Source organism: Nocardioides sp. (genome assembly GCF_024509035.1).
Taxonomy (GTDB): Bacteria; Actinomycetota; Actinomycetes; order Propionibacteriales; family Nocardioidaceae; genus Nocardioides.
Genome location: NZ_JANINT010000148.1, coordinates 1 through 5482, shown reverse-complemented (window position 1 = coordinate 5482; position 5482 = coordinate 1). Strand labels below are relative to the sequence as shown.

The following is a 5482-nucleotide window of genomic DNA, read 5'->3' as shown; positions in this document are numbered from 1 at the left end:
CGGGCCGACGACCACCCTGGGCCCATGACCCAGACCGTGCCCGGCGCTGCCCCGGCGACCGCCGTGGACGCGGCGTCCATCGAGCGAGCGGCGACGCGGCTCCTGGAGGCCACCGCGACCGGCGTGCCGTGCGCCCCGGTCCGCGAGCTCATCGGCGCGGACGACCTGGCCGCGGCGTACGCCGTGCAGTCGCAGGTGATCGCCGCCCGCCGCACCGCCGGCGCCAGGGTCGTGGGCCGCAAGATCGGCCTCACGTCGGCCGCGGTCCAGCAGCAGCTCGGCGTCCACCAGCCCGACTTCGGGTGGCTGCTCGACGACATGGACCTCACCGGCGCGCCCGTCGTGCCGATGGAGCGGCTGCTGCAGCCCAAGGCGGAGGCCGAGATCGCGTTCGTGCTCGCCGCCGACCTGGTCGACGGCCCGCTCGATCTCGCCCAGGTGCGCGCGGCCGTGGACCACGCGGTCGCTGCCCTCGAGATCGTCGACAGCCGGATCGACGGCTGGGACATCGCCTTCGGCGACACCGTCGCGGACAACGCCTCGAGCGGGCTCTACGTGCTCGGCACCGAGCGCCGGACGCTCGACGAGCTGGAGCCCGTCGAGGTGACGATGTCGATGAGCATCGACGGGGTCGAGGTCTCGACCGGCACCGGTGCGGACTGCCTGGGCGACCCGCTGCGCGCGCTGGCCTGGCTCGCGACCACCGCCCGGGAGCACGGCGACCCGCTGCGCGCCGGCCACGTGGTGCTCTCCGGGGCGCTCGGCCCGATGCGCGACATCACCCCGGGCGCCACCGTCACCGCTGCCATCAGCGGCCTCGGCACCGTCAGTGCCCGCTTCTCCGATCCCACAGCCCCCGAGGAGGCGCAGTGAGCAAGACCAAGGTCGCGATCATCGGATCGGGCAACATCGGCACCGACCTGATGATCAAGGTGATGCGGCTCTCCGAGACCCTCGAGATGGGGGCGATGGTCGGCATCGACCCCGAGTCCGACGGCCTCGCCCGGGCCCGCCGCTTCGGCTTCGCCACGACCAGCGACGGTGTCGACGGGCTGCTCGCGCTGGACTGCTTCGAGGAGATCGGCATCGTCTTCGACGCGACCAGCGCGAAGGCGCACGTCGCCAACGCCGCCAAGCTCGCGCCCCACGGCAAGCGGCTCATCGACCTCACCCCGGCGGCCATCGGACCGTTCGTGGTCCCGGCCGTCAACCTCGACGCCCACCTCGACGCGCCCAACGTGAACATGGTGACCTGCGGCGGGCAGGCGACGATCCCGATCGTCGCCGCCGTCTCGAGGGTCACCCCGGTGGCCTACGGCGAGATCGTGGCCTCGATCGCCTCGAAGTCCGCCGGTCCAGGCACCCGCGCCAACATCGACGAGTTCACCGAGACCACCTCGCACGCCATCCAGGCGGTGGGCGGCGCGGGGCGCGGCAAGGCGGTGATCATCCTCAACCCGGCCGAGCCGCCGCTGATCATGCGCGACACGGTCTTCTGCCTGATCGGCGACCCGTCGCCCGACACGCACGAGCGGATCCGCGCCTCGATCGAGCAGATGGTGGCCGACGTCGCGGCGTACGTCCCCGGCTACCGGCTCAAGCAGACCGTGCAGATCACCGAGGTGCCCGCCGACCAGCCGGTGCACACGCTGCTGGCCGACCCGTCGACCCCGGTGACCCACCAGGTGTCGGTCTTCCTCGAGGTCGAGGGCGCCGCGCACTACCTCCCGGCGTACGCCGGCAACCTCGACATCATGACGTCCGCCGCCCTGCGCACCGCCGAGCGGATCGCCGCCACCACCCACGCTGAGCTCGCGGAGGCCCAGGCATGACCGAGATCTTCCTGCAGGACGTCACGCTCCGCGACGGCATGCACGCCATCCGCCACCGCATCGACCCCGCGGACGTCGGCCGCATCGTCGCCGCCCTCGACGCGGCGGGCGTCGACGCGATCGAGGTCGCGCACGGCGACGGTCTCGCCGGCGGCACCCTCAACTACGGGCCCGGCTCGCACAGCGACTGGGAGTGGATCGAGGCCGCGGCCGCGAACATCAGCCGGGCGCGGCTCACCACCCTGCTGCTCCCGGGCGTCGGCACGATCGAGGAGCTGCGCACGGCGTACTCCCTCGGGGTGCGGTCGGTGCGCGTCGCCACCCACTGCACCGAGGCCGACGTGGCCGCCCAGCACATCGCGACCGCCCGCGAGATCGGCATGGACGTCTCCGGGTTCTTGATGATGAGCCACATGGCGCCGGCCGCCGAGCTGGCCCGCCAGGCGCAGCTGATGGAGTCCTACGGCGCGCACTGCGTCTACGTCACCGACTCCGGCGGCCGGCTCACGATGGACGGTGTCCGCGAGCGGATCCGCGCCTACCGCGACGTGCTCGACCCCGCGACCGAGCTGGGCATCCACGCCCACGAGAACCTCTCGCTGTCGGTCGCGAACTCGGTGGTCGCCGTCGAGGAGGGAGTGCGCCGGGTGGACGCCTCGCTGGCGGGCCAGGGCGCCGGGGCCGGCAACTGCCCCATCGAGCCCTTCGTGGCGGTCGCCGACCTCAACGGCTGGACGCACGGCGCGGACCTGTTCGCCCTGCAGGACGCCGCCGACGACCTGGTGCGGCCGCTGCAGGACCGGCCGGTCCGCGTGGACCGCGAGACGCTGACCCTGGGGTACGCCGGGGTGTACTCGAGCTTCCTGCGCCACGCCGAGGCCGCGTCCGAGCGCTACGGCGTGGACGTGCGGACGATCCTGCTCGAGGTCGGCCGGCGCCGGCTGGTCGGCGGCCAGGAGGACATGATCATCGACATCGCGCTCGACCTGGTCGGCCGGGCGGGCTGAGGAGGGGCACCGTCCGGCCGCCGCGGAGCCGAGGCGGGCCCCTGCTGGAACGGTGTGTCCCCGGGCGGCCCAGCCGCGAACCAGGCTCGCCCGCAGGAGGTCATCCGAGGTGGCTGCCCCGACGACCAGGTCGGATGACGTCCCCGGCCAGGACGGACCAGCTCAGAGGGATCGCGCCACCTGCCACGCCGAGTGCACGGCGCCCTGGATGTAGCCCACCTCGCCGGCGTCGCCGACGACCTCCACCGCCACGCCCCGGTCGGCCAGCTCCTTGGCCAGCGGGGCTCCGGAGGACACCTCGGAGGCCACGACGACCAGGTCGGCGGCGACCGTCGAACGGCGGCCCTCGGCGTCCCGGTAGACCACGCTGGTGGCGGTGATCTCCTCGGGCACGGCCCGGCGCTCGAGCCGCACGCCGTGGTCGGCGGCCCGGCGTACGGCGTACCAGCGGCGCGGCAGCGCCATCGGCAGCCCGAGCTGGGCGCCCTCCTCGAGCACGGTCACGGACTTGCCCCGCTCGGCGAAGAACTCGGCGAGCTCGAGGCCGACGAGCGACCCGCCGATCACGACGACGTTCTTGCCGACGGGGAGGAACGTCGCGGTGGCGCGCCGCAGCAGCTCGGGCCGCTTGGTCGCGCCGGTCAGCCGGCCGGCGCGAGCGAGCCACCGCAGGGTCCGTCCCGACCGCCAGGCTTCACGGTCGGCCGAGGGGCTCGACGTGCCGGTGAGCAGGGCGCGCAGCGTGTCGCCGGTCTGCACGTGCGGCAGGTCCGCGCCGGGGACCGCCGGGCGCCCGCGGGTCGCGCCGGTCGCCAGCACCACCGTGCTCGGGCGCAGCGCCAGGAGCGACTCGGCGGTCGCGCGCCGGCCGAGCAGGACGACGACACCGAGGCGCTCGAGCTCGTGCTGCTGCCAGGCGAGCAACGGGCCGTTGGCCGGGGTGGTGAGCTGGGAGAACCACGCCGAGCCGCCCAGGCGGTCGCCGGCCTCGACCAGCGTGACCCGGTGCCCCCGCTCGCGCGCGACCCGGGCGGTCTCCATGCCGGCTGGCCCGCCGCCGACGACCACGACGTGCCGCGGCGACGGCACCGGCAGCAGCACCGCCGCCTGCTCGTCGCCGAGCGCCGGGTTGACCGCACACACCGGGGTGTCGTCCCAGAAGTTCCGCTCGACGCAGACGTAGCAGTTGATGCACGGACGGACCGACTCGCGGCGTCCGGCGCGCAGCTTGTCCACCAGCTCGGGGTCGGCGAGCAGCTGGCGCCCCATCGCGACGAAGTCGGCCTCCCCGGCGGCGATCATCTCCTCACCCACCTCGGGCAGCACCCGACCGACCGCGATCACCGGGATGCTGACCGCGGCCTTCATCGCGCGCGCGTTGTCGCGGTAGGCCCCGACCTCGTTGGGCAGCGGGCCCTTGAGGAAGTCGCGGAACGGGTTGCGGCCCCACCCGGTGACGTGGATGGCGTCGGCACCCGCGGCCTCGAACAGCTGGGCCGCGGCCACCGCCTCCTGCCGCGTGAGCGCGGCCTCCTCGCCGTACTCCTCACCGGCCACCCGGACGATCACCGCCAGCCGGTCACCGACCTCGCGTCGTACGGCCGCGATGACGTCGCAGGCCAGGCGGGCACGGTTCTCCAGCGAGCCGCCCCAGCGGTCGGTGCGCCGGTTGTCGGCGCGGCTGAGGAACCCGCCGAGGATGTAGCCGTGGGCGCAGTGGATCTCCATCGCGTCGGCGCCCGCCACCATCACCCGGCGTGCCGCCTGGGCGAACTGCTCCACGAGCCAGGACAGGTCCTCCTCGGTCGCCTCCCGGTACGTCGGCGTCCGCCCCGCCGTGACGGCGCCCATCTGGGCCAGCTCGTCGGGGGTGTTGTCCTGCAGCGAGCTGAGGTCGAGGGCGCCCTCGGGTGCCGACGGCACGAGCAGCGGGCGTCCCTGGAGGGTGTCGACCCGCGCCACCTTGCCGTGGTGGGTCGCCTGGACGCACAGCAAGGAGCCGGCCCGGTGCACGGCGTCGGCGAGCGCACGCAGACCGGGGATGAACCGGTCGTCGGAGAGGCCGGGCTCCTTCAGGCTCGTCGCGCCGACGGGGAACGCCACCGCCGAGGCCGAGGTGATCACCATGCCGGTGCCGCCGGCGGCGCGGGCGGCGTAGTGCTCGATGTCGTCGTCGGTGACGACACCGTCGTGGCACACGTTCATGTCCATCGCCGGCATGATCACGCGGTTGGGCAGCGTGATCGGGCCGATGGTGCCGGGCGTCAGCAGGTGCGAGAAGCCGGGACGGCCTCGACGGGTGCGCATTGGCCGGACGCTAGGCGGCGAGCGCGCCGCGCGCCCGAGGGTCTCCCGCACATCGGGACACCGGGCTCGACCCAGGTCGGCCGGCTCAGGGCCGGACGCCGTGCTGCTGCAGGACGGTCTCGGGATCGAGGGCGCTGCCGCCGTCGGAGCGGACCTCGAAGTGCAGGTGCGGGCCGGTGACGTTGCCGGTGGCACCGACCGCGCCGATCACGGCACCGGTGGCGACCTGCGCCCCCACCTGCACGTCGGTGCGCGAGAGGTGGCAGTACCAGGTCTCGGTGCCGTCGGGGTGGGTGATCTCGATCTTGTTGCCGTAGGCGCCGGCCCAGCCGACCG

5 protein-coding genes are annotated in these 5482 nt (G+C 74.1%); 3 read left to right on the top strand and 2 right to left on the bottom strand.

Features of this window, described 5'->3' with window-relative positions:
• Positions 1-24: 24 nt before the first annotated feature.
• The 3 genes from Q0L15_RS11785 to dmpG are packed head-to-tail and all read left to right on the top strand — an operon-like array spanning position 25 to position 2839.
• Positions 25-873, top strand: a complete 849-nt coding sequence (locus tag Q0L15_RS11785; protein ID WP_296604568.1) for a fumarylacetoacetate hydrolase family protein — start codon at positions 25-27, stop codon at positions 871-873.
• A complete protein-coding gene (locus Q0L15_RS11780; RefSeq protein WP_296604567.1) occupies positions 870-1832 on the top strand; it encodes an acetaldehyde dehydrogenase (acetylating) in 963 nt (320 codons plus the stop codon). The genes Q0L15_RS11785 and Q0L15_RS11780 overlap by 4 nt, the downstream gene beginning before the upstream one ends.
• Entirely contained in the window at positions 1829-2839 is a 1011-nt protein-coding gene (dmpG, locus tag Q0L15_RS11775; RefSeq protein ID WP_296604565.1) for a 4-hydroxy-2-oxovalerate aldolase, read from the top strand. The genes Q0L15_RS11780 and dmpG overlap by 4 nt, the downstream gene beginning before the upstream one ends.
• A 162-nt stretch (positions 2840-3001) precedes the next feature.
• On the opposite strand, the gene Q0L15_RS11770 is transcribed toward dmpG, so the two are convergent.
• Together Q0L15_RS11770 and Q0L15_RS11765 are read right to left on the bottom strand one after the other, a co-directional pair.
• Positions 3002-5146 carry an FAD-dependent oxidoreductase gene (locus tag Q0L15_RS11770; RefSeq protein ID WP_296604563.1) on the bottom strand — a complete coding sequence of 715 codons (2145 nt, stop codon included), beginning with the start codon at positions 5144-5146 and terminating at the stop codon, positions 3002-3004.
• A gap of 85 nt (positions 5147-5231) precedes the next feature.
• Positions 5232-5482: M23 family metallopeptidase (locus Q0L15_RS11765; RefSeq protein ID WP_296604562.1), on the bottom strand; the 251-nt coding region annotated here is incomplete at its 5' end.

Excerpts from the sequence above, each read along its gene's own strand:
- dmpG (WP_296604565.1), top strand. The coding sequence starts at position 1,829 with ATGACCGAGATCTTCCTGCAGGACGTCACGCTCCGCGACGGCATGCAC.
- Q0L15_RS11770 (WP_296604563.1), bottom strand. The coding sequence starts at position 5,146 with ATGCGCACCCGTCGAGGCCGTCCCGGCTTCTCGCACCTGCTGACGCCC.
- Q0L15_RS11785 (WP_296604568.1), top strand. The coding sequence starts at position 25 with ATGACCCAGACCGTGCCCGGCGCTGCCCCGGCGACCGCCGTGGACGCG.